This window comes from Eubacterium album (genome assembly GCF_025336545.1).
Lineage (GTDB): Bacteria > Bacillota > Clostridia > Lachnospirales > Lachnospiraceae > Eubacterium_U > Eubacterium_U album.
Genome location: NZ_JAODBU010000011.1, coordinates 120074 through 144206, shown reverse-complemented (window position 1 = coordinate 144206; position 24133 = coordinate 120074). Strand labels below are relative to the sequence as shown.

The window sequence follows — 24133 nt, the reverse complement described above, 5'->3', positions numbered from 1 at the left end:
AGTACGGTATAACAGCAATATTATGAGAAAATGAACGTGAAGGAGGTTTTCCATATGTATAAATTAAAAAAATCCGGCATTCGCAAGTTACTTGCCATGTTATGTGTAGTATTTATATTTGCAAGTGGTATTTATGTAAGTGTACCGACATTTGCACAGACAGAAACTAAAGAAAGTGCAATTTCAGTATCTTCAGATACAGTTGAAAAAGGTGATAAGTTTTCTATTACAGTTGATATAAAAAACAACCCGGGTATCTGGGGGCTTAAGTTTAAAGTAGGATATGACCATTCTGCATTAACATTGACATCAGCAAAGAATGGAAATGTATTTGATAATGAGGATGCAACTTTACCAAGTGCTTTAGATAAGGAAGAATTTATATATCTTGCATATTTAAACAGCCTTAAAAATAACACTACAGACGGAACTATTTTAACTTTAGAGTTTACAGCAAAAAATGAAGCAGAGTTTAAACCATACATTATTGCAATTAATGTTGAACAGGCAATTAATGTTAATGGTGACGATATAGCTTTAAAATCAAATAATGGTGCTGTTTCTGTAGTTAAATGCGTACATGTAAGTGACACAAAATGGGAGAGTGATGCTGATACTCATTGGCATAACTGCAAATATAGTGACTGTAAAGAAAAGATATTAAAGACTGTAGAAAAACACACAGTAGAAGTAATACCGGCAGTAAGTGCAACATGTACAGAGGATGGATTAACAAGCGGAAAGAAATGTTCTGTATGCGGATATATTATTGAAAAACAGCAGGTAGTTAAAGCTACAGGGCATACATCGGTTAAACTTAAAGCAGTAAAGGCTACGACAAAAAGAGAAGGATTAACAAGTGGAAGAAAATGTTCTGTATGTGGAGAAACTTTGGTAGTGCAACAGGTAATTCCTAAAATTACATATAAGATGAAAAAGGCTGCAAAGACAAATGGCAAAATAAAAATGTATAAAAAGAAAAAGCAGTCATCAAAGGTAGTTCAAAATGTAAAAAAAGGAGAAAAAGTTACCATAGTTGATATGGACAAAACATGGTATTTAATTAAATACAAAGGTAAAGTAGGATATGTAAAATCCACATCAATAACATGGAATGCAAAGGTAAATGTAACAAAAGGAAATCTTAGAATAAGAACAGGGGCAGGACTAAAATATCCAATTATTTCTTCCCGTCCAAATGCAACAAAAGTATCAGTTGTTGGAAGAACTGCAAATGGTTGGTACAAAGTTCAGATAAAAGAAAAGAAAAAAACCATTGAAGGATATATGTATTCAAAATATGTTAAATAGAAGTTAATAAGTGTTGATGGAAATTAATAAATATTAAATAAAAGTTAATAGATGTCAATAAAATAAAAAAACAGGGCTTATATGGATTTGAGAAATTAAAATAATTCGTATAGGCTCTTTTTTTATATTTTGGGTAGAAAAACAATACTAACATCACAATCAAATATAGGAAAAGTTTATTAATTAATTTAAATGTAAAATATATCAATGTTGGTAAATCAATGTAATAATAATAGTTCTCATCAAGAAAATATGATAAAATTTAGACAGAGAATTTTTTTGTTGGGATAGATTATAATTGAAAAATAGAAGGAAAAAACAACAGATTTGATTGAAGAATTTATTCAGCAAAATGAATTGTAACAGGTAAAGTACTATGATATTGTGTAAATATAAGGACAAATAGTTGTTAGCAGTAAAAAGAATAATATTTATTTTGAAACAGAAATGGACATAAGAAATATAATAATTTGAATTGAGGTGACAAACTATGAGAATTATAATTGTACGGCATGGAGAGCCAAATTATGAAATAGACTCTTTAACTGAAAAGGGGTGGAAAGAAGCAGAATTAGCTTCTAGAAAATTACAGAAATTAAATATTGATAATATTTATGTATCGCCACTTGGAAGAGCAAAAGATACATGTTCTCTAACGGAAAAAGCAATAGGAATGAAAGCAGTGGAAAAGGAATGGCTTAGAGAATTTATGTCTCCACTTCAAGATGAGATGATGAAGGAAGAGGGGAATTCTGTTGTGTGGGATCAGTTGCCGAAAACATGGACTTCAGATTCAAGATATTTTAATTATGACGAGTGGTATAAAACTTCATTTATGAAAAAATGGAAGGTTAAGGAAGAATATGATTGGGTCACAGGTGAATTTGACAAATTGCTTAAGGAGCATGGATACGAGAGAAATGGAAATTATTATAAAGTAAATAATGCAAATGAAAAGACACTTGTATTCTTTTGCCATTTTGGACTAGAAGCTGTATTGTTATCTCATTTAATGCTTATATCTCCGATGAATCTTTGGCATGGATTTTGTGCAGCACCATCTTCAATAACTACAATTTATTCAGAAGAAAGAAGAAAAGGTGAAGCTTTTTTTAGAGCAGCACAGATTGGTGATGTATCTCATCTTTATGTTGCAAACGAAGAACCTTCATTTGCAGCAAGATTTTGCGAAACATATGAAAATAAAGAGCAGAGGCATGATTAGGATAATAAATAAAATTAGCACAATATTTATGTGGGTTGTGGCGTTTCGCAAACACCTATTAAGTAGCAAATAATAAAGGAGCGACTATATGGCAGCAGATAAAATTACAGAATTAAAAAATGGTCTCACAACAGCATTTATAGATAGTACATTTAATTCAAATTTGGCGTACAAACCTCAGTTGGTTTACAACAATTATAAGAATGGGCAAAAAGTTTTTTCTGCTGTTGAAGATGAACTTAGAAAATGTGACAAATTTGCAATTAGCGTGGCATTTATTACAAGGGGTGGAATTACACCACTTTTACAGACACTTAGGGAATTAGAAAAAAGAAATGTGCCTGGAAGAATTCTGACGACAGATTATTTGGCATTTAGTGATCCTGTGGCATTAGATACATTGGCCGGATTGTCAAATATAGAACTTCGCATGTATGAAACAGGAAAAGCAGGAAATGGATTTCACACAAAAGGTTATATTTTTCGGAAAAATGAAGAATATAGATTCATAATAGGAAGTTCTAATTTAACTCAGGATGCACTAACAAAGAATATTGAGTGGAATACAAGATTAGTATCTACGGAAAAGGGAGAGATGCTTGGTACACTTATAAATGAATTCGACAATTTATGGAATGACAGAGAATGCACGAAAGAATATAAAGAATTTATAGATAATTATAGACATAAGTATAGGGAAAAACAGCTATTTAATAAAATGGTAGCTGAACAGAAGCGTATAAGCAAAAAGGCACAAATTCCGTCACTTGAAGCGTATACATTAAAGCCTAATTCAATGCAGCTTAAATTTATAAATAATTTAATGGAGTTGAGGAAGAATGATGTTGATAGAGCATTATTGATATCAGCTACAGGTACCGGTAAAACTTATGCGTCGGCATTTGCAATGAGAGAACTTGGTTTTAAGAAAGTATTATTTTTAGTTCATCGTGAGCAAATTTTAAAGCAGGCAAAAAGATCTTATGAGAATGTTTTTAGCAATAGAATTACTACAGGCATTCTTTCCGGAAATCATAAAGAAAAAGATGCTGATTATCTTTTCTCAACAGTTCAAACAATGAGTAGAGACTATATTCTTACCGAATTCGAAGAAGATAGGTTTGATTGCATTATTATTGATGAAACTCATAAGGCAGGGGCTGAAAGTTATCATAAAATAATTAATCATTTTAAGCCCAAATTGCTTTTAGGGATGACGGCGTCGCCTGAACGTACAGATGGATTTGATATTTACAAATTATTTGGACACAATATCGCAAGTGAGATTAGGCTTCAGGATGCCCTTGAAGATGATTTGTTATGCCCATTCCACTATTTTGGAATTTCAGATTTAGTTATAGATGGAAAAGAAATTGATGAAAAGACAGAATTTAGATATTTGGCAAATGAGCAAAGAGTAGAGCACATAATTGAACAAACCGAATATTTTGGGTATTCAGGAAATAGAGTAAAAGGGCTTATTTTTTGCAGCAGAAAAGAGGAAGCTAAGGCTTTATCAGATGCGTTTAATTATAGAGGCTATAATACAGTTGCACTTTCAGGTGATGATTCACAGGAGAAAAGAGAGGAGGCTATTGAACGATTAGAGATGGAGTGTGAGGTCGATAATTGTGGAAGACCTATAATAAAATCGGAAGTAGTAAAACATAATCAGCCACTCGATTACATTTTTACTGTAGATATTTTTAATGAAGGTGTAGATATACCACAGGTAAATCAGGTCATTATGCTAAGACCTACGCAGTCAGCAATTATATTTGTACAGCAGTTAGGTAGAGGACTTAGAAAAGCGGATAATAAAGAGTATGTAGTTATTCTTGATTTTATTGGTAATTACAGCAACAATTTTTTAATTCCAATTGCGTTGTCAGGAGATAGAACATACAACAAGGACAATGTGCGTAAATACGTGCGTGAAGGATCACGATTGCTTCCGGGGTGTTCAACAATTCATTTTGATGAGATTACGAAAAAGAAAATTTTTGCATCAATTGATAGAATGACTACGACGAAGAAAATGCTTACAGAAAAATATATGCAGGTAAAATTTAAAATTGGTAGAATACCTACTATTATAGATTTCTACAAACTTGGCGAAATTGATCCTATGCTATTTATTAACTATGCAAAAACGTATGATAATTTCCAGCGGGCTGTAGATAAAGATTATACAGTTGTGTTTACAGAAAAAGAAGAGCAGATACTTGCATTTATTTCATCATTGATAATTGATGGTAAGAGACCGCATGAACTCTTGATGTTAAAGATGATGTTAGATGGAAAATCAGTTGCGATAGATTCATTTGCTAAGGAACTTGTAAGCATAGGCGAAAAGTTCAAAGAGGCTGATTATAATTCTGCGGTTCGAATGATGAGTTTAGAATTTGTAGCCGGAGCAGATGCAAATAAATTCGCACAGATAGAATTGCTATCTAAATTAGATTTAAAGTCAGGTCTATTAAAACGTTCACTAGCGTTTTTAGATAAACTTAATAATACGAAATTTAGGGAAGAGATATCAAATCTTTTAGATTATGGGATGATGCGATATAAGGATATGTACGCAAATCATGATGAAAATAATTTAGTGTTATATGGAAAATATTCAAGAAAAGATGTTTGTCGACTTATGAACTGGGATAAAGATGAAAGCTCAACAATGTATGGATATCGTATCAAACACGGAACGTGTCCAATATTTGTTACATACGAAAAGAAGGATGATATTTCTGAAAGCACAAAATATGAAGATCAGTTTATTAATCAGAAGACATTTAGCTGGCTGACTAGAAGTAATGTGGCAATTGATAATAGAGAGAGTCAGGAAATAATAAATTATAAAAATAGTGGATTAAAAATAGTTCTTTTTATAAAGAAGAGTGATGGCGAGGGTACAGATTTTTATTATATGGGTGAAGTTGTGCCTAAGAGCTGGATGCAGAAAACTATAAAGAATAATAAAGGAAAAGAACTTCCAATCATGAATTTTATTTTCGAGTTAGAACATAGTGTAAGAGAAGATATTTATGAGTATCTGACTAACTAAGAAAATTTATGATAAAACATTTTGAAGAAAAATATAAAAATAAGAGGGACGATTTTATTGGGGGCAGTAAAATCGTCTCATTATAAGTAATAAGAAAATAAATTTGTTTACGAAATAGGAGAAAGCTATAAATGAAAATAGTACGAGTAGTTGCAGCAGTTATAAAATCTATAAATGAAAAAGGACAAACAATTATATTTGCAACACAGCGTGGATATGGAGATATGAAAGATGGTTGGGAATTCCCCGGCGGAAAAATAGAACCGAGGGAAACCCCGCAGGAAGCTTTGAAAAGAGAAATAATGGAGGAAATCGAAACAGAAATTGAAGTAGGTGAATTGATTGATACTGTAGAATATGATTATGAAACATTTCACCTTTCAATGGATTGCTTTTGGTGTAATATTAAACAAGGAAAGCCAATTCTCAAAGAACATGAAGCTGCAAAATGGCTTACAAAAGGACAATTATATGATGTAGATTGGCTACCGGCAGATGTAACGTTGATAGATAAAATAAAGAAAAACATTTGAGATATAGAAGCGTAAAAAATGTTTCAAAATGATATTTTGATTTAAAATGAAACGTTGCTATATATCATAATTAATATTATAATAAATAGATAAAAACGTTACAGAGATATGTTTAAGAGGTTACATAAATGAAGCAATTATTAATGGGGAATGAAGCAATAGCTATGGGTGCGATAAGAGCCGGAGTTAATTTAGTTTGTGGATATCCGGGAACACCCTCTACAGAGGTTTTAGAAACAGCAGCAAAGAAAAATGACGGTTCATATTATATTGAATGGTCAGTAAATGAAAAGGCAGCTCTTGAGGTTGCAGCAGGCGCATCGTATGCAGGTGCAAGAACACTGGTTACAATGAAGCAGGTAGGACTAAATGTTGCATCTGATCCTATCATGAGTTTATCTTATGTAGGAATTAAAGGTGGAATGGTAGTTTTAGTAGCAGATGATCCGGGACCGATATCCTCTCAGACAGAACAGGATACAAGAGAATTTGGCATTTTTTCAAAAATACCGGTATTCGATCCATCAACACCGCAGGAAGCTTATTTGATGATGGCAGATGCTTTTGAAATGTCAGAAAAATATAACACACCTGTAATTTTCAGACCTACAACAAGAGTATGCCATGGATGTGCGGATATTGAAATTTTAGAAAATATAAAAAGAGAGCCACCGGAGGGATTTATAAAAGATACTCAGAAATGGGTTATTTTCCCAAGAACATCTTACCTCAACCATATTAGGATAGAGGAAAGAAATGCAAAACTTACACATGTACTTTCTGCAGATAGTACAGATGAATTGGATTTATCAAAATGGAACAAAATTCATCTTTGTGAAGATAGTAGGAAGGCAGTTGTATCAGGCGGAGTTTCAAGAAAATACGTTCAGGAATACTTAGATTATGACAAGGCAGGATTTTTGGAAATAGGAATTTCATATCCTTTTCCGGAACAACTTGTTGCAAGATTTTTAGAGGGAGTGGATGAAGTTCTTGTAATAGAAGAATTAAGTCCGTTTATAGAAAGAGAAATCACATACGTATGTGGAAAATATAATATTAAATGTAAGGTGTTAGGAAAACTTACAAAAGATGTACAGTGCGCAGGAGAAAATACTGCAAAATCAGTAAGAGAACAGCTTACTAAATTTGGAGTTGCAAAAGATATAGATGACGAAACACTTAAGGAAGTAGGCGAAAAACCAGAATTACCTGTAAGACCACCGGTACTCTGTGCAGGATGCCCACATAGAGCTTCATTTTATGCCGTAAAACAGGCAATGAAAGAAAAAGAAGCAGTATTTTGTGGTGACATAGGTTGCTACACACTTGGAAATGCAAAGCCATTGGATATGACTGATACATGTCTTTGCATGGGAGCGGATGTAACAATAGCGCAGGGGCTTCATAGGATTGAACCTGAGAAAGTGCATTTTTCATTTATTGGCGATTCAACATTTTTCGCATCAGGAATTACAGGAGTGGTAAATGCTGTATATAATGAGACAGACATAGTCCTTATTGTGTTAGATAATTCTACTACAGCAATGACAGGACACCAGCCACATCCGGGAACCGGTGTTACAATGATGGACATGGTTAAGAAAAAAGATACTAATCCAAAGGATGAAATAACTCATAAGATTTCTATTGAAGCTGTTTTAAAAGCAGTAGGAGTTGTAAGTGTTGAAAAAGTAAATCCATTTGAACTTGATAAAGCAATAGACGCGGTTAAGAGAGCGGCACAGATGAAAGGCGTTAAGGCAATTATATTTAAGAGTCCATGTATTGCTGTGAATAAGCCTAAAAAGGCTTATACCGTAAGCGAAAAATGTATTAAATGTAAGAAATGCATTAATGAAATAGGTTGTCCTGCAGTGACAAATATAGATGGAAAAATAGAAATAGATTCATCATTATGCTTTGGTTGCGGATTATGCAGTCATATTTGTCCGGTTCATGCTATTGAGCAGTAGAACTGTTGACAAAATAATTGCCGGAAATCGAAGATTACAAATAATATGCATGAAAGGTTTGGTATAAATATGAATTGTTTACTTTGCGGAGTTGGTGGACAGGGCACAGTTTTAGCGTCAAAATTACTTGCACAGGCTGCAATTGATAAAGGGATAAGTGTAAAAACAGCAGAAACAATTGGAATGGCCCAGCGTGGAGGTAGCGTTGTAAGCCATGTAAGAATAGGAAATGAAATAAAAGCTCCAATGATTCCTGAGGGAGAAGCGGATATAATTATCGGATTTGAACCGGGTGAAGTTGTAAGAAATTTAAATTATTTAAAAGAGGGAGGTACAGTTGTTGTAAATACAAAGCCGGTAATGCCAACAACTGCAAGTCTTGGACTTCACTATGATGGTAAAGAGATGATAGAATATTTACAAAAGCAAAATATTAATCTTATTGCTGTGGACGGAGAAAAGATTTGTAAAGAGTTAGGAAGCTCGAAGGCTTTAAATGTTGTACTACTTGGAGCAGCAGCCAATAGTAATGAATTAGGAATAACAAAAGAGGAAATTAAAAAAGCTATAGAAACAAAACTTAATCCGAAATTCCTTGAAATGAACATTAAAGCACTTATGGCAACAAACTAGTATATAAGTCTAAAAGACTTTTTATAAATTATGGACAAATGAAGAGGCATTTGTCATAAATACATAGAGGAGAAGAAAAGGTTAGAAGAAATAAAAAAGAAAGGAAAAACAATGCAAATCATTCTTTTAATCTTGGATTTGCGCCTTTCAAAGACATGAAAATGCATAGTTGAAAGGCTAGGTATAAATTATGAAAATGAAAGAAGAGCAGTTTGAACTAATTAAAGCACAGTTGAAAAAACTTACAAGTCAGTATTGCTTTTACCAGAAAAAATTGGAGGGTATTAATGTAGATGATATTAAGTCTCAGGAGGATTTTGAGAAACTCCCATTTACATGGAAGGGAGATTTAAGAGAAGCTTATCCGTTGGGACTTCGTGCAGTGCCTGAAGAAGAAATTGTAAGAATACATTCATCTTCAGGTACAACAGGTATACCTGTTATTATTCCATATACAAAAAAAGATATTGATGATTGGGCAACAATGTTTTCACGTTGCTATAAAATGGCAGGAGTAACTAATAAAGATAGAATTCATATTACACCAGGTTACGGATTATGGACCGCCGGAATAGGATTTCAAAATGGTGCTGAAAAGCTTGGAGCAATGACTATTCCTATGGGTCCGGGAAATACAGATAAACAGCTTAGAATGATGGTTGACTTGGAATCTACAGTTCTATGCGCAACATCATCATATGCGTTGTTACTTGCGGAAGAAATTGCCAAGAGAGGTATTGGAGATAAGATTAAACTTAAAAAAGGAATAATTGGTTCTGAACGCTGGGGAGACAAGATGAGAAAAAGAATTGCAAATGAACTTGGCGTTAAGCTTTATGATATTTATGGACTTACAGAAGTCTATGGTCCTGGAATTGCAATCAGTTGTGAACATGAATGTGGAATGCATTATTGGGATGATTATGTCTATATAGAAATTGTTGACCCTAAGACAGGAAAAAATCTTCCTGATGGAGAAATTGGAGAAATAGTTATTACAACATTACATAAAGAAGGGGCGCCACTTATCAGATATCGTACACATGATCTTTCAAGAATTATTCCGGGAGAATGCCCATGTGGTTCTAAATATCCAAGAATCGATGTTATTTTAGGAAGAACAGATGATATGGTTAAAGTAAAAGGTGTAAATATCTTCCCATCACAGATAGAAGAAATGTTAAAAGGCATTAATGGGGCGTCAAGTGAATATCAGGTTATGATAGATCATTTGAATGGAAAAGATATTCTTACATTATTTGTTGAAATAAAGGACGATGCAAATGCTTATGAAATGGAACATGAAATTGGAGCAGCATTCAAGGCTAAAATAGGTATCGCAGCAATAATTAAGCCTGTTGCAATTGGCGATCTTCCAAGAAGTGAGAAAAAATCAACAAGAATTTATGACAACAGATACTAAATTGTGATTTAGAAAGTGATAAATCAATGGAATTAAGAGTTTTGCGGTATTTTTTTGCAGACAAATATTCAGGCGAAAGATATATTAAATATGATAGAAGAAGAGTATGGAGCATCAAAATATGGTTCAGTAAAATACAATTTGAATGAACTATATTGGATAGGATATCTGTATCGGTACTTTTCATACACTTATAATATGTCATCAATACAAGTGTACAAGATTGTAAAGCCAAAAGAGTTACGAGGATTGTATTTACCATATCACACATTAGATCCAAGTCAGGCAATAGAAAGAATATTAGGATCAAAGAATCTATTATTAGATGAAAAAAAGAATTAGAGAGACAGTACGAAATATTCAAAAGAATCCGAAATGAAAATTAAAGTAAAAATTACAACTTGTTAAATCTAAACAATACGTAATTTTTATTTTATCTACCTTAAAGCATAAATTACAAAAGAAATAGAATTTTCTAACTACAGCCGGCAGAAATTTTCATAAGCAAACGATAGGCAGATTTTTACAATTTTGCGAGCATAGCGTAAGTTCAAAAGATATGTCTGAGCCGGTAGGCGAGTTTATCTTTTGAACTTACAATAAGCGGCGCAGCAAAATAAAAAAATCAACGTGTTTGCTATGAAAATATCTGCCGGCTGGGGTTGTGAAAGTTGTGTTGCTTATGGATACTTCTGCTGGTTGTGGGAAGGTGAAACAACGTGTTTGTTTATGAAAGTTTCAGTCGACTGGAATATCAGTTAATTATAGTGTTTAAAATCAGTAAAACTACAAGAAATACAATATTTACAACTGTAAAATAAAGCAAATATTTTCCTTTTGTGCTGTTGTTATTATGTGCATATAATTTGTAAGAAATTAAACTAGCCATTGAAGCAATGAGTGTTCCAAGACCACCAACATTTACACCTATAAGTAATCCTTTATAGTTTGTTGTAAAACCAGATAAAAGCAAGGCAGAAGGAACATTGCTTATCACCTGACTCGCAAGTACCCCAATTCCAATTTCATTTCCTATAACAATTGAAGCCAAATACTTATTTGCAATTGGAAGTGAACCAATATTTCCCGTAAAAATAAAAAATCCAATAAATGTAAAAAGTAATGCGTAATCTATTTTATATAGCACATTTCGCTGTATAAAAAACACAACAATAAACACAAGAAATATAAGAATATAATAAGGAATTAATTTAAATACAGTTCCTAATGCGATTACAAATAAAATTACATAGAAAAATAAGTTCCCCTTATATTGAATAATATCATTTTCTTTACCATCAACAACAATTTTACTTTTCTTATCCTTAATAAAAAACAAAAATAGTAAAAGAAGAAAAAATGAAACAATTGAATAAGGTAAAATAGTTTTTATGAATGTAAATATGTTAACTCCCCATAAACCATATAAATATAAATTTTGAGGGTTGCCAATTGGAGTAAGCATACTTCCAAGATTAGCTGCAATGGTTTGCAAAACAATTATTGGAATCAATAAATTTTGTTTTTCACATTTTCCTAAAATCATCATTGTAAAAGGAACAAATGTAATAAGTGCAACGTCATTTGTAATTAACATACTTGAGAAAAAACAAATGAATACCAATGTTATACTTAGCTGCCATACATTTTTCGTCTTTTTTAATAATTTATAACCTATCTTTTCAAATAATCCATTACAACTTAACCCTTCCATGATAACCATAAGGCTCCATAATATTCCAAGCGTTCTAAAATCTATGTAATCTATGTATTTAATATTTGGTTTTACAAAAAATGCGGATATAATTGCCAAGACCCATGCAATTACTAATACTGTTTCTTTACGTACTAATTCTATAAATTTTTTCATCATTAAATATATCCTTTTTTAACATGATTATAGCATATTGCTTAAACAGGATTTTTGTCAATTAATATATGACATATTTAGCAAATATTTTTCAAGGAAAATAATATATTTAACATTGTTTCAGCTAACAGAAAATCCATAGACAACACAATTCCCACCCCTAGTCGACAGAAACTTTCATAAGCAACACACTTTCCTCGCCCCAGCCGGCAGATATTTTCATAGCAAACACGTTGATTTTTGAAATTTTGCTGCGCCACTTATTGTAAGTTCAAAAGATAAACTCGCCTATCGGCTCAGACATATCTTTTGAACTTACGCTATGCTCGCAAAATTTCGAAAATCTGCCTATCGTTTGCTTATGAAAATATCTGCCGGCTGGGAAAGGAAAATCAACGTGTTTGCTGTGAAAATATCTGCCGGCTGGGGAAAGGAAAATCAACGTGTTTGCTATGGAAACTTCTGCTGAATAATAATTTAAATAAAGACTTCAAGATTATATTATGTTAAAATTATAATATAAAAAATGTAGTAGAAAGGAGCTGCCTATGAGAAAGTATTTTAGCCTTATTCTAAGTATAATGTTGGTAATATCATTAGTACCACAAAATACTATGGCACAACAAACAAATAATGTTATAACTAAAGAAAATACGAAAATTTCCGTATACGAAAATAACAGTGACGCTTCAATTGCCCAAAGCGATAATTCTGAAACTAATGAAAATTTAGTATACGTAACAGGAGACATAGTTTCAGATGATGGAAGTAATGTTGTAACATGGACAAAAGATAAAACATATGTTGTATGTTCAAAAAATATAGTTGAATTACCATATGTTAAATGTAAACTTGTAATCGAACCGGGAACAACAGTTTTATTTGGAACAGGAACGGGAAATGTTAACGGAGTAGAAAATTCAGATGTAGTTTATAGACCATATTCTATTTTTAGAGTAGAAGAAGGCGGAAGCATAGAAGCAAAAGGTACACAGGATGAGCCTATTGTTTTTAAAAATATTGATACTCACGCAGGGTGGAATGGAATAGAGATAACACTTCCTGATAATGGAGAAGTGACAGACACATTTGAATATTGTTATTTTATAAACGGTGGAGCACAGTTTAGAGATTTCACAGAGGGATTAATTGATGTATCTCATGGAACAAAGGATACCAAATTTAATCTTACAGTAGACCATTGTATATTTGATAGTACAGAGTTAGTAAGCAAAAATATTTTGCAACCGAGTGAAATAGGTGCAGGATTTTTTTATGGAGATTATGATGCAAATACTGTTGAATCAAATATTAAAATATCAAATTCAATGTTCAAATCACTTTCAATGGGAATTGAAGGTTATACAAAGGATTTAGCATATGAGTATTTTTATAATGATAAATCAAAATGTAAAATAGAAAATAATACATTTAAAAACAATATTCCCGGTTCTTACAATCCGTCTGTTAACTGGGGAGGAAATGCGGAAATAATAAATAATGAATTTTATACAACAGAAGGTGGAGCATTAACAAAAAATGCGTTGAATCTTGATGGACAATGTGATTTTGTAATAGAGGGAAATGTATTCCACGGAAGTCAATCTAATGAATCATCAGAAATGAATAAGTGTGCACCTATACGAGTTCAATTTGGAGCAAATGTCAATGCTGATAAAACAAGAACTTATGCGAACAATACATGCGATTACTCAGCTGTATTTGGAAAGTACGTTGAACTTAGTGGCTCAATGATAACTCCGGAATGTACATTAGGAGAAATAGACGGTCTGGAATATTACTTTAAAAATTGTACTATAGGATATAACAATGGAAATGATGCAAAAGTAATATTGACTTCAGAACATCCTTATGTAATTGCATCGTTAGATATTATGTATAATGGAGAGCTGATTGCAAAAGGAACAAAGGAAAATCCTATTAAATTTGTAGGGGCTTCTGACAGAGGATTAACAAATGCAAGCAATCAAATTTCCATAACGCAGAATTCGTCTTCGGATTATTTAAATGGAAAAGCCGTATTTGAAAATTGTGAATTTGATAATGTTAAAATGCAGGCAAACATAATAAGCAAAAATACCGGATATGAGGGAGAAATTCCGCAAACACTTACAGTAAAAGATTGTAAATTTACCAATGAATCAAGTGGAATGTATGTTACACTTAACAGCTATAATGATTACATTTATGGAAAAATTTCTGTAGAAAATACAATTTTTGAAGGAAAAAACAATGATTCTTTCACGGGATTAAGCATATCAGCTTATGGAACAAAAGTACCAAAAGATAATATTTTCAAAATTTCAAATTGTATTATACATAATTTTAATAAGCAAAATGATGGAATTGGTCTATCATTAAGTGTAGAAGAAGATTTAATTGAAAAAATAGTTTTGGAAAATGTTACAATTGCAAACTGCTATTATGGAGTAAGCATAGGCAGATATATGACAAAACTTCCGATAATAAAAAATTGTATAATAGCCGGAAACAAGAGAGGATTTAAGAATCTAAATGACGATACAGACACATCAAATATAACATATACATGCATATATAATGATAGCTGGAATGGTAACACTTATAATTATGGAATAGGATGTATATTTGAAGAACCATTATTTGCAAATATAGAAAAAGGAAATTATCATTTGAAATCTAAAGGCGGAAGATGGAATGGAACGATGTGGATTGCGGATGATGTTACAAGCCCTTGCATAAATGCAGGTGACCCGTTAAGTGATTATTCAAATGAACCGGCTCCTAATGGAAGCAGAGTTAATATGGGTGCTTATGGAAATACGGCAGAAGCTTCAAAAACAGATGATGGGACTTTTATTCCAACTGAATGTGAGCACAAAAATACGACAATTATAAATAAAAAAGATGCAACAGAACAAGAGGAAGGATACACAGGAGATACTTATTGTAACGATTGTGATAAAATAATTGCAATAGGAAAAACATTACCAAGAATTATAGCATCAACTTCTGAGACAACAAAAGAAGCAGATTATACACAAACAACAAAAAAAGCAGATGTAACTAATACGACAACACAAAAGCAGCCGGAAAGCAAAACTGAAACAACAACAAATCCGCAGAATACAACTGCTGTAGTTTCAACACCAAAGGCTACAAAGATTAGCAAGACAATTGCCAAAAAGAAATCAATTACTTTAAAATGGAAAGCAGTTAAAAACGTAAAAGGATATGAAATTCAGGTAGCAACTGATAAGAAGTTTAAGAAAAACAAAAAGACAATATCAGTAAACAAACAAAAGGCAACTATATATATTGTAAAGAAATTAAAAGCAAAGAAAACATACAATGTTCGAATCCGTACATACAAAATCGTAGATGGAAACAAAGTATATTCAGCATGGTCAAAGACAAAAAGAGTTAAGACAAAATAGTAAAAAATAATTAAAAATTACTAAGGTGAAATACCGAAGGTCTATTGTTAATAGATTTTCGGTATTTTTTTAAATTAAAGTATGAAAAATAGAAAATTTAATCAACTATATCCGATTTTAAAGAACCATATAAATTAAATCACCCAATCTGTCAAAACTTTTTATAAGCAACAAAATTTCCACAACCCCAGCCGGCAGAAATATCCAGAGCAACAGAATTTCCACAATCCAGCCGGCAGAAATATCCAGAGCAACAAAATTTCCACAATCCAGCCGGTAGAAATATCCAGAGCAACAAAATTTCCACAACCCAGTCGGCAGAAATATCCAGAGCAACAGAATTTCCACAACCCAGTCGGCAGAAATTTTCATAAGCAAACGATAGGCAGATTTTTGCAATTTTGCGAGCATAGCGTAAGTTCAAAAGATATGTCTGAGCCGATAGGCGAGTTTATCTTTTGAACTTACAATAAGCGGCGCAGCAAAATAAAAAAATCAACGTGTTTGCTATGAAAAAATCTGCCGGCTGGGGGGAAGGAAAATCAACGTGTTTGCTATGAAAAAATCTGCCGGCTGGGGAAGAGGATTAAAAATGTAAAAGATAATAAAATTAATATATGATATAATCAAATCTAACATAACCAGAGCAAATTAACAAAAATCATGGAGGCAACATGGAAAAAGTAATAGAGGTAAAAAATCTAACTAAAGAATATAAAGAAAAAAAGGCAGTTGATAATTTATCATTTGATGTATATGAAGGAGAAATATTAGGATTACTTGGACCTAACGGAAGTGGTAAAAGTACAACTATAAATTCAATTTTAGCATTGCTTAAATATCAGAACGGAAGCATAAAAATATTTGGTAAGGATATGAAACCCGATTCGTACGATATAAAATCGAAAATTGGAGTCATTTTTCAGGAGGTTGCAGTATTTAATGAATTAAATGTATATGACAATATAAACTATTTTTGTGGATTATACATAGAAGATAAAAATATCAGAAAGCAATATGTAGAAGATGCCATTGAATTAGTAGGACTTGGTGAATTTAAAAAATATTTGCCAAAACAACTTTCAGGGGGACTTTTAAGAAGATTAAATATTGCCTGTGGAATAGCACATAAACCAAAACTTATTTTTCTTGATGAACCAACAGTAGCAGTCGACCCACAGAGTAGAAACAATATTTTAGATGGAATTAAGAAATTAAGAGACGATGGTGCCACAATAGTTTACACAACACATTATATGGAAGAGGTAGAGATACTTTGCGATAGAATTATAATTCTTGATAAAGGAAAAATAATAGCTCAGGGAACAAGCGAAGAACTGAAACAACAGGCAAATATTGAAGAAAAAATAGAACGTGTAGGACCTACATTAAATGATGTATTTTTGAAATTAACAGGAAAGGAATTAAGAGATTAATGTTTATTCATAATTTGAAATATACGATAAAAACATTGTTTAAAAATAAAATATTAGTCTTTTGGACATTTGCCTTTCCGATTATTCTTGGAATATTTTTCAATATGGCATTTTCCAACATAGAAAAAGATGAAGTATTAAAAGTGTTTGATATTGCAGTCGTAGATAATGACGAATTTGAAACGCAGGAAATATACAAAAACGCATTAAAAGAATTATCGGATAATGATAATAAAGACAAATTATTTAATATCAAATATGTAAGTAATAAAAAAGCAGATTCGCTATTAGATGATTCTAAAATTGAAGGATATGTTGTATTTAAGAACGACGAACCACAGGTTGTAGTAAAGGCAAATGGTACATATCAAACATTACTTAAGTTTGTCATAAATGAAATCAGACAGAATGAAACAATAGTAGAAGAATTGACCGAAAAAAATATAGAAAACGAAATAGCAAACGGGAATTTTACATTTGATACAGACAAAATAGTAAATCAAATATTAGACAAAATTAATAATGAACAAGTTAATTTGAAAATATTTCTAATTCAAATTTAAGTTATATGCAAATAGAATATTATACTTTAATTGCGATGATGTGTATGTATGGTGGAATATTCGGGTTGACTGCAATAAATAACTGTCTGGCGAATATGAGTAGCAAGGGAAAAAGAATTTCCGTGTCACCAAATAAAAAAAGCACAATTATTTTGAGTTCGACTATAGGAAGTTATGCGGTAAGTCTGGTAGGACTTGCGGTACTTATGGCATTTTTGACATTTGTAATAAAAGTTGATTTTGGAGAAAATCTTTTGTTAATTATTTTACTTTCCATGGTAGGAAATCTGGCAGGAATTGCACTAGGGGTAGTAATTGCTTCAATATTCAGAGTGTCAGAAGGTGCTAAGACAGGAATAACTATTGCTGTTACAATGTTCTTTTCTGTTTTTTCAGGAATGATGGGAGTTACATTAAAATATGTAATTGATAAAAATGTGCCTATAATTAATCTGATAAATCCAAATAACTTAATAACTGATGGCTTTTATTCATTATACTATTACGATACTTTAGACAGATATTTTAGAGATATCATTTATTTGATTATATTTATCATAATTTGTCTATTAATTTCGTTTGTTAGCTTAAGGAGGGAAAAGTATGACAGTATTTAAGACTATTTTAAAGATATTAAATAAATTAAAGGGAATGATTATTTTATATACTGCCATACTTGTTGCAATAACAGCGCTTAATCAGACATCAGGTAATAATATGACAAATTTTGAAGATTCAAAACCAAGTGTGTTAATTGTAAATAAAGACAGTGAAGATAATATTACTAAAGGCTTTGAGGATTATATAAGTAAACATTCAGAAATAAAAGATATAGATACAAAAGACGAAGACAAAATAAATGATGCAATTTTTTACAGAGACGTAAATTATGTAATTTATATACCAAAAGATTTTGGAAAAAATTTATTAGATGGAAAGAATCCTTCGTTGGAATATAAATCATGTGGTGATGAATATTCTTCATATGCCCAAATGATGGTGGAAAAATACATAAAAACCGTGCTTATTTACAAGGATTATTATAGTGGAGCTGAGTTAATTTCAAAAGTAAATAAAGTTGTGGACAAAGATACAAAGGTTTATATGAAAACGACTTTAGATACATCAAAGTTAAGCAGCATGACACAGTATTTTAATATCCTAAATTACGCCTTGCTTGCAGGATGTGTGTATTGCATCAGCATGATTTTAGCAAGTTTAAATGATGAGACTGTAAGGAAGAGAACAATTATAAGCAGTTTCAATTACAAAAAATATAATAGAATCGTATTATTATCAAATTCCATAGTAATATTTGCAATGTGGATTTTATATATGATTTTGGCATTGATTTTGTTTAAAGACTTAATGTTTAGTTCAAATGGTTTAGGCTATGTTATAAATTCATTTGTATTTACGATATGCAGTCTGACCATAGGATTTTTAATTGGAAATATTACGCAGAATAAGAATGCTATTGGTGGAATAGTAAATGTAATAGCACTCGGCACATCATTTCTTTGTGGATGCTTTGTGCCATTTGAATACATGCCTGATTATGTATTGAAAATAGCACATATATTGCCAACATATTATTATGTAGCAAATAACCAACTGATAAAAACTATGGAAGTTTTTAATTTTGAAAGCATTAAACCATTGTTAATAAATGGGGCAGTTATAGTAATTTCCAGTTTTATATTTGTCGCAGTAACAAATTATGTAAGTAAAAGAAAACAGATAATAAATTAAGAATTTTAAAAATGCTATTTTATAGTTTTTTATCAAAAATACCCGGTTGTGAAAATGGTTCACAACCGGGTATTTGTTTTTATTATTTGCTACATTCTAAAACAAAGGCTTTAGCAGCAACTTCGGAATTTTCATAGACACCTGCTCCTAAATAATTAGCCTCCATTATTAAAGTTTTTTAAAATTTATAGTCCTTCTTTAATACAGTTATTAAAACTGATAATATCTGTTTCATATTAATAGGCTTTGGTATATGAGCATTCATTCCGGCTTCTTTACATGCCTTTATGTCTTCAGCAAATGCATCAGCAGTCATTGCTACAATAGGAATATTTCGTATATACGCATCTTCGTTTTTCCTGATTTTACGTGTAGCTTCTTTTCCGTTCAGTACAGGCATTTGGATATCCATTAAAATTAAGTCATAAAAGCCTTTGGAAGAGGAAGTCAAAGTGTTTATGCATTCAAGACCATTTACGGCACGGTCACATGAAACTTTATATTCGGAAAGCATTGTTTTAATAATTTCCCAATTTAAATCATTGTCTTCTGCAACAAGTACATGTAATGAAGAAAAATCATAATTTTTTTCATATAATGAATCCGGATTTACGGTATCTAAATGCTTGTGTTCGTTAAGTACTGCTAAATCAAGGTAAACAGTAAATGTAGTTCCTTTCCTTAATTCGCTTTTACAATCAATTGAGCCGTTCATTAAATCTACAAGCTGTTTAATAATGGCAAGGCCTAAACCGGTTCCCTGAATTTTATTAGTTCGACTGTCAAGAGCTCTGGTAAATGAATTATACATTGTTTCCTGAAATTCTTTAGTCATACCGATTCCGTTATCAGAGACAACAATTTTTAGTCGTATTTTTTCGTCATCATCCGGTAATCGTGACTGACTTATATCAAATAAAACTTTTCCACCATTGTCAGTATATTTTACGGCATTAGTTAAAAGATTAGTTATTATCTGATTAAGTCGTAAAGGATCAGCTGACAAAGTTTCGTAAATAATGTCATGCATATTAACCTCAAGCGAAATGCCTTTATATTCAGCCTGAGGGCGAATAATACTAACAACTTCATTTACACAGTCCTTAAGTGAAAAAGGTTCTATAGAAATAGCCATTTTCCCACTCTCAATTTTTGAAATATCTAAAATATCATTTATTAATGTTAAAAGATGATTTCCGGCAAGAAAAACTTTATCCAGACATTCGCCCATATATTCAGGATCATTTAAATGTTTTTTCGCAATTTGAGTCATCCCCAAAACGCCATTCATTGGAGTACGGATATCGTGGGATATAGTGGACAAAAATTGTGTTTTTGCCTGACTTGCATGTTCAGCTTCACTTGCAGCTTTTCTTAAACGATGATTAATTGATAATATGTAAAATGTATCAAGAATTGTTAAAAACAATACTGTTCCACATATAATTGCAACAATACTCCAGTTCATATTAACTGAATCAATATCCTTTACAGGAATATATCCTATGATGTATAAATCTAAATTTTTTCCAAAACTTGAATAGTACCAATAGCAATTTTCGTTACGATAGTCTTTGTATTGAAGCAAGCCACTATCGGACGATTTAATTTTGTTAGCAAGCTCGTCGACTTTATTGTAATCATTTTGAAAATTGTATCCGCGAATATAGTCATAAAAAGTTCTTGATTTCATCGAAGGAGACTGAATAACATATTCACCGTTAGAGTTAATAAGACTGATTTCTGCTGATTTATATTCAGTTGGAAATGCCCATGCATTTTTTAGGTAATCAACAGGGAGCAATCTTAAAAGCAGGTAAGGCTTTGTCTTATTGTTACCAATATTTAAATAAACTCTAGTACCAACACTGATGACAGTCTGTTGTAGTCCGTCAACGCGATATTTACCAAGAACATAAACCTGACCGGATTGTGATTTAAATATATTCTGCATTTTTTTAATCATTGCATGACATGCATTGGTATCTGTATCATAAAATGTTTTGTAACAGTTAACAGAGTAATTTCCATTTTTATCTGCAATAGTAGAAATAGCTGAGAAGTCATCCATATCAACGAAGTGTGCATAGCGGTTGCCCTGTGTGTTAATATTCTGTACAAATTTTATTGCTTCATCTATAGTCATATTATTGCTGGAAATGTAGTGAGCCCAGTTATCGACATATCCTTTTTCTGCATATAAATAGCTTTCAGTAAGCTGTTTCATAGAGTCAGTAGAGTTGCAGAAATTATCTAAACGTAAGGCGATGCTTTTGTTTTCCGTAGTAATAGAATAGGAGTAGGAAGATAAAATTGCCACTACAATTATAATAATATTGTATAAGAGTAAAAGAAATTTTTTGATACTAGTTTTTTTAGTATACTTATTTGTATATTTATTAGCTGAGTTATCTTTTGAATTATCTTGTGTCACAATAATCTCTCCTTTCGCAAAATTTAGTAATAATTTGCTTGCAAAGAAGCAATAAAAGTATTAATTTTCCGAACCAAATTATATTATCTAATTATAACATATTTAGTAAAATTTAACTATAATAATCCCTATAATGTGATACAATATTTAAGGTATGACTGAAAAAGGAAAGGATAAAAATTAATGGAAAAAAAGAGGGACGGGTTTAAGAGTAGAACAGGCTTTGTAATTGCATGCATAGGGTCAGCAGTAGGAATGGGAAATATTTGGAGATTTCCTTATATGGTGTCAGACTGGGGAGGTATGACATTTTTAATCCCATACGTTTTATTTGTTATTTTAATTGGGGCAACAGGGCTTATCGAAGAAATGGCGCTTGGAAGAGCTGCTAAAGGTGGACCTATTAAAGCATTTGGCAAATGTACTGAAGTTAGGACAGGTAATAAAAGAATCGGAGAAGTGATTGGTGCACTTCCGGTTATCGGTTCATTAGCATTAGCAATAGGATATACGGTAGTTGTAGGATGGATATTTAAATATACATATTTAGCAATTACAGGTCAGCTTTCAGATATGGGACATGATATGGATGCTATTGGCGGAATGTTTGGAAGTACAGCTACAAGCTATGGAAATAACTTATGGCTTGTAATCGCAGTAATTGTTACAGCCGTAATAATGGCATTTGGAATTGCCGGTGGTATCGAAAGGGCAAACAAATTTATGATGCCACTTCTTTTTGTATTGTTTTTGGGATTAGGAATTTATGTATTTACGCTTCCGGGTGCAAGTGATGGATATAAATACATATTTACAATAAATCCTAAAGGATTGCTTGACCCGAGATTGTGGATTTATGCATTTGGACAGGCATTTTTCTCATTATCAATAGCAGGAAATGGAACAGTAATTTATGGTTCATATTTAAGTGAATCAGAAAATGTAGTAAGTTCTGCAAGAAACGTAGCAGTATTTGATACAGTAGCAGCATTACTTGCAGCATTTGTAATAATTCCGGGAATGGCTGTTGGTGGAGCAGAATTGTCTTCAGGCGGACCGGGACTTATGTTTATCTATCTTGTAAATGTATTTAATGGAATGCAGGGTGGAAAGATTGTAGGAATAATTTTCTATATTTGCGTTTTATTTGCGGGAATGAGTTCTCTTGTAAATTTATATGAGGCACCGATAGCAACATTGGAAGAAAGATTAAAATTTAAAAGACCGGTAGCTGTTTTGAGTATAGCGGTAGTTGGCTGCGCAGTTGCGCTTGTTATTCAGGGGATTGTTTCAGGATGGATGGATGCAGTATCAATTTATATTTGTCCATTAGGTGCAATGCTTGCAGCAATTATGTTCTTCTGGGTTGCAGGGAAGGATTTTGCAATTAGTGCAGTAAATAAAGGCAATAATAAGCCGATTGGCAAATGGTTTATGCCACTTGGAAAATATGTGCTTGTACCATTAGCGTTTATAGCACTTGTGGCCGGAGCAATGCTTGGAGGAATAGGCTGATAATGTTAAAAAAAGAAACAGCATATTATCATCTTCCCGGATTATTTGAATTTTACGGGCTGTATAGTGAGTTTTTACCATTATTTCGTGAACATAGAGAATATTTTTATGACTGGTGCGATATTGGTTCTATATATGGAGCTCCGGCTGATTGTGTTTGGGGCGGAGGCCGTGTTGGCTTTAGAGAAAATAATCCAAAAGAAGTTTTAGCATTAATGAAGGAATATGGCATTTCAGCAAGACTGACATTTAGTAATTCATTGTTAAGAACTGAACATCTTTCAGATAAAAAATGTAACGACCTATGTGCTATGTTTGGAGAAAAGAATGGAATACAAAATGGTGTGATAATTCACTCAGATTTGCTATTAGATTATTTAAAAAATAAATATCCTGAATTTTATTTTGTCTCATCAACAACTAAGGTGTTAACTGATTTTGAACAATTAAAAAATGAGATAAATAGAGATGATTTTCTTTATGTTGTTCCGGATTTTCGGTTAAATAAAGAATTAGATAAATTGAATAGGTTATCAGAAAAGCAGAAGGATAAAGTCGAATTTTTATGCAATGAATGCTGTTGGTTTGGTTGCACTGACAGAAAAAAATGTTATGAAACTGTAAGTCGCAAAAATTTAGGAGAAAAATTCAAAGAGTATCGTTGCGTGGCTCCTGATGCAGAGAGTGGCTATAAATTTTCTAAAGCAATGACAAATCCCGGTTTCATTGGTATAGATGATATAAAAAATATTTATATGCCTATGGGCTTTTCAAATTTTAAAATTGAAGGACGAAGCTTAGGAAGTGCTTTGATTCTGGAATTTTTACTTTATTATATGACTAAGCCTGAGTATCAGATTCATGTCAGAGAAAGAATTTACTTGGACAACATGTTGGATTTATTTTAAAAGTAGCATAGTAGCCTGGTATTTGGTTTGTGACTTGGATTTTATCCCAA

18 protein-coding genes are annotated in these 24133 nt (G+C 32.0%); 15 read left to right on the top strand and 3 right to left on the bottom strand.

From position 1 onward, the window contains the following. Positions 1 to 54 precede the first annotated feature (54 nt). From N5B56_RS11300 to N5B56_RS11265, 8 genes are all read left to right on the top strand, one after another. Complete coding sequence (locus N5B56_RS11300; protein WP_260978981.1) at positions 55 to 1311, top strand: SH3 domain-containing protein; 1257 nt, start codon at positions 55 to 57, stop codon at positions 1309 to 1311. Between the two features lie 490 nt (positions 1312 to 1801). Continuing rightward, on the top strand, positions 1802 to 2536 hold the full coding sequence (locus N5B56_RS11295; protein ID WP_178514684.1) for a histidine phosphatase family protein: 735 nt from the start codon (positions 1802 to 1804) through the stop codon (positions 2534 to 2536). Between the two features lie 88 nt (positions 2537 to 2624). Then, on the top strand, positions 2625 to 5603 hold the full coding sequence (locus N5B56_RS11290; protein WP_260978980.1) for a DEAD/DEAH box helicase: 2979 nt from the start codon (positions 2625 to 2627) through the stop codon (positions 5601 to 5603). A 131-nt stretch (positions 5604 to 5734) separates the two neighbouring features. Further along, positions 5735 to 6136: a (deoxy)nucleoside triphosphate pyrophosphohydrolase gene (locus tag N5B56_RS11285; protein ID WP_022088140.1), complete on the top strand. Its 402-nt coding sequence runs from the start codon at positions 5735 to 5737 to the stop codon at positions 6134 to 6136. A 128-nt stretch (positions 6137 to 6264) separates the two neighbouring features. Next, on the top strand, positions 6265 to 8112 hold the full coding sequence (gene iorA, locus N5B56_RS11280) for an indolepyruvate ferredoxin oxidoreductase subunit alpha (RefSeq protein ID WP_022088141.1): 1848 nt from the start codon (positions 6265 to 6267) through the stop codon (positions 8110 to 8112). A 69-nt stretch (positions 8113 to 8181) separates the two neighbouring features. Further along, positions 8182 to 8745, top strand: coding sequence for an indolepyruvate oxidoreductase subunit beta (locus N5B56_RS11275; protein WP_022088142.1), 564 nt, complete (start codon positions 8182 to 8184; stop codon positions 8743 to 8745). Positions 8746 to 8935: 190 nt separating this feature from the next. Then, positions 8936 to 10168 (top strand): phenylacetate--CoA ligase family protein, encoded by a 1233-nt coding sequence (locus N5B56_RS11270; protein ID WP_260978979.1) that lies wholly within the window; start codon positions 8936 to 8938, stop codon positions 10166 to 10168. 54 nt (positions 10169 to 10222) lie between these two features. After that, positions 10223 to 10510: a hypothetical protein gene (locus N5B56_RS11265; RefSeq protein ID WP_199522655.1), complete on the top strand. Its 288-nt coding sequence runs from the start codon at positions 10223 to 10225 to the stop codon at positions 10508 to 10510. Positions 10511 to 10922: 412 nt separating this feature from the next. Here the strand turns inward: N5B56_RS11265 and N5B56_RS11260 are convergent, their stop codons facing one another. Beyond that, positions 10923 to 12041, bottom strand: a complete 1119-nt coding sequence (locus N5B56_RS11260; RefSeq protein WP_346432204.1) for an SLC13 family permease — start codon at positions 12039 to 12041, stop codon at positions 10923 to 10925. Between the two features lie 545 nt (positions 12042 to 12586). Between N5B56_RS11260 and N5B56_RS11255 the strand changes: the two genes are divergently transcribed. Then, a complete protein-coding gene (locus N5B56_RS11255; RefSeq protein WP_260978978.1) occupies positions 12587 to 15475 on the top strand; it encodes a fibronectin type III domain-containing protein in 2889 nt (962 codons plus the stop codon). 117 nt (positions 15476 to 15592) lie between these two features. Here the strand turns inward: N5B56_RS11255 and N5B56_RS11250 are convergent, their stop codons facing one another. Further along, the gene (locus N5B56_RS11250; RefSeq protein ID WP_260978977.1) at positions 15593 to 15886 is read right to left on the bottom strand and encodes a hypothetical protein; all 294 of its coding nucleotides are present in this window, start codon (positions 15884 to 15886) and stop codon (positions 15593 to 15595) included. A 263-nt stretch (positions 15887 to 16149) separates the two neighbouring features. Here N5B56_RS11250 and N5B56_RS11245 point away from each other — a divergent pair, with 263 nt between their 5' ends. From N5B56_RS11245 to N5B56_RS11230, 4 genes are read left to right on the top strand one after another with little or no spacing between them, the layout of a single operon-like run. Then, the gene (locus N5B56_RS11245; protein ID WP_260978976.1) at positions 16150 to 16911 is read left to right on the top strand and encodes an ABC transporter ATP-binding protein; all 762 of its coding nucleotides are present in this window, start codon (positions 16150 to 16152) and stop codon (positions 16909 to 16911) included. Further along, on the top strand, positions 16911 to 17474 hold the full coding sequence (locus tag N5B56_RS11240) for an ABC transporter permease (protein ID WP_260978975.1): 564 nt from the start codon (positions 16911 to 16913) through the stop codon (positions 17472 to 17474). The genes N5B56_RS11245 and N5B56_RS11240 overlap by 1 nt, the downstream gene beginning before the upstream one ends. Positions 17475 to 17479: 5 nt before the next feature. After that, on the top strand, positions 17480 to 18091 hold the full coding sequence (locus tag N5B56_RS11235) for an ABC transporter permease (protein ID WP_260978974.1): 612 nt from the start codon (positions 17480 to 17482) through the stop codon (positions 18089 to 18091). Continuing rightward, entirely contained in the window at positions 18078 to 19226 is a 1149-nt protein-coding gene (locus N5B56_RS11230) for an ABC transporter permease (RefSeq protein WP_260978973.1), read from the top strand. Before N5B56_RS11235 ends, N5B56_RS11230 begins: the two co-directional genes overlap by 14 nt. Positions 19227 to 19404: 178 nt before the next feature. Here N5B56_RS11230 and N5B56_RS11225 read toward each other — a convergent pair whose 3' ends face one another. Continuing rightward, positions 19405 to 21660: a hybrid sensor histidine kinase/response regulator gene (locus tag N5B56_RS11225; protein WP_260978972.1), complete on the bottom strand. Its 2256-nt coding sequence runs from the start codon at positions 21658 to 21660 to the stop codon at positions 19405 to 19407. Positions 21661 to 21843: 183 nt separating this feature from the next. On the opposite strand from N5B56_RS11225, the gene N5B56_RS11220 reads away from it, so the two are divergent. Together N5B56_RS11220 and N5B56_RS11215 are read left to right on the top strand one after the other, a co-directional pair. After that, the gene (locus N5B56_RS11220) at positions 21844 to 23175 is read left to right on the top strand and encodes a sodium-dependent transporter (protein WP_022088989.1); all 1332 of its coding nucleotides are present in this window, start codon (positions 21844 to 21846) and stop codon (positions 23173 to 23175) included. Positions 23176 to 23177: 2 nt separating this feature from the next. Continuing rightward, positions 23178 to 24083, top strand: coding sequence for a hypothetical protein (locus tag N5B56_RS11215; protein ID WP_260978971.1), 906 nt, complete (start codon positions 23178 to 23180; stop codon positions 24081 to 24083). The last annotated feature ends 50 nt before the right edge of the window (positions 24084 to 24133 follow it).